Origin of the sequence: Pseudanabaena sp. 'Roaring Creek' (genome assembly GCF_001402795.1) — a bacterium.
In the GTDB taxonomy this organism is placed as follows: Bacteria; Cyanobacteriota; Cyanobacteriia; order Pseudanabaenales; family Pseudanabaenaceae; genus Pseudanabaena.
In genome coordinates this window covers 1-2,154 of the sequence record NZ_LIRE01000442.1, presented here as the reverse complement: position 1 = coordinate 2,154, position 2,154 = coordinate 1, and the positions used below count along the sequence as shown (strand labels likewise).

The following is a 2,154-nucleotide window of genomic DNA, read 5'->3' as shown; positions in this document are numbered from 1 at the left end:
ACCCAGTAAGGTTTTGAGATTCCCAAAATGGCGTTGCCATTTTGGGCTTTATACCCAAGAAGAGGAGGTTGGCACGAAGTGCCAACCTCCTCTTCTTGGGTATGGAACCATAGAGATAGGAGAGGCTATTTCAGAATATTTTGCAAAGTGCTGACCACTCGCTGCTGTTGTTCTTCGCGCAGTTCGGGAAACATGGGTAAAGATAGAACGCGATCGCAGATATCTTCGGCAACAGGGAAATCTCCTTTTTTATAGTTGAGGTAACGATAAACCTCCTGTAAATGTAGGGGTAAGGGATAGTAAATCATCGTGATGATATTTTGTTCTCGAAGCTGGGCTTGCACCCGATCTCTTTGCCCATCGCCGATGCAAACTGTGTATTGGTTCCACACACTGCCTGCACAGTAGTGAGGAGAGACCATCTTGGGAATATTGGCATCTTTCAGCAGATGGGTATAGCGATCGCTAATTTCCCGACGCTGGTCATTCCACTTGTCGAGGTAGGGCAGTTTAACTTGCAATAGAGCCGCTTGCAGCGCATCGAGACGAGAGTTCATGCCGATATATTCGTGGTAATAACGCTTCGGGCTACCATGTTCGCGCAAAATATGTAATTTTCTGGCAACTTCGGGGTTATTGGTGGTCATCATTCCCCCATCGCCACAGCCACCCAGATTTTTGGTGGGATAAAAGCTAAAACAGCCCACATCCCCGATATTCCCCACCTTTTGTCCGTCAAAGGTCGCCCCCGTTGCCTGAGCGCAGTCTTCGATGACGTAGAGATTGTGCTTTTTGGCGATCGCCATCAGCTTAGTCATATCTACGGCGCGACCAAATAGATGCACAGGCATAATTGCCTTAGTGCGCTCGGTGATCGCCGCTTCGATTAAATCCACATTGATATTGAAGCTATGAGCCTCAATATCAATAAATACTGGCTTTGCCCCCGTCATACTGATCGTTTCTGCACTGGCAAAAAATGTGAATGGTGAAGTAATTACTTCGGCACCCTCCCCAATGTCTAAAGCTCTTAGGGCTAAATACAGAGCATCAGTACCTGAGTTGCAAGCAATACCGTGATTTGAGCCAATATATTGCGCAAATTCAGTCTCAAACTGACTTACAGCTTGTCCGCCAATGTATTGCCCCGATGCCAGTACTTCTAACGCCGCTTTGTTCAGGCGATCGCCAATTTGTTGATATTGCTGCGATACATCAAAGGGAGGAATTTTATTCACGTTGAAACGATTCTAGATTGCCTCAACTATTTTAAACGCTATCATGCAAACCATAACTAACTAACGCAATCCTAAATATAGCTGCCACCAACTGGATCGGGAAATCAAGCCCAAAAGAGGGTTGCCGCGCGATGCGCGGCAACCCTCTTTTGGGGCTAATACCAATTTCCAAAAGTGTGGCTACACTTTTGGAAATTAAAACCCAAACCCAGTAAGGTTTTTAAAACCACAAAATGGCTACGCCATTTTGTGATTTGGTATAAACGAATGCTATGCGTCGTTTATTTTGTTTCGTGACGGGCATAGTCATCTTGAAAGCGAATTATGTCGTCTTCTCCCAAATACTCACCATTTTGCACCTCGATCAAGATCAAAGGAATAATGCCTGGATTTTCTAACCGATGAGCCGTACATTTTGGTACATAGGTGGATTGATTGGTACTAATCATCGTTTCTTTGTCTCCACAGGTTACCTTGGCTGTACCTGAAACAACGATCCAATGTTCGCTGCGGTGGTGGTGCATTTGGAGACTGAGACGATGCCCAGATTTAACTTCGATCCGTTTGATTTTGTAACCGCGACCTTCTTCGAGGGTAGTGAAGGATCCCCACGGACGTTCTACAGTAGGTCCATGACCATGCGATTCCCCATTTAGACTTGCTATGCTTGCGATCGCCGAAGAAACTTCTTGTACTGGTGACATAACTGCAATTTAGAAATCTGATTACTTCCTAGAATAACATCAAGCCCCATAATCCTCTTTAAACAGCATTATTTTGATAACTATAGCTACAGTCACTTGAATTAGGACAAATCAAAACCCAAGAATTAATTGGCGGCGCGAAGCGCCGCCAATTAATTCTTGGGTTTTGATTTGTCCTAGTACACTTGGCGACAGCATTGTGCGATCGCTTA

General features: G+C 45.0%; 2 protein-coding genes. Both read right to left on the bottom strand.

What is annotated here, in order from left to right:
- Nucleotides 1-125: 125 nt before the first annotated feature.
- Nucleotides 126-1,238, bottom strand: a complete 1,113-nt coding sequence (locus AC805_RS14390; RefSeq protein WP_055076058.1) for a DegT/DnrJ/EryC1/StrS aminotransferase family protein — start codon at nt 1,236-1,238, stop codon at nt 126-128.
- Between the two features lie 281 nt (nt 1,239-1,519).
- A complete protein-coding gene (locus AC805_RS14385; RefSeq protein WP_009625071.1) occupies nt 1,520-1,942 on the bottom strand; it encodes a cupin domain-containing protein in 423 nt (140 codons plus the stop codon).
- Nucleotides 1,943-2,154 lie beyond the last annotated feature (212 nt).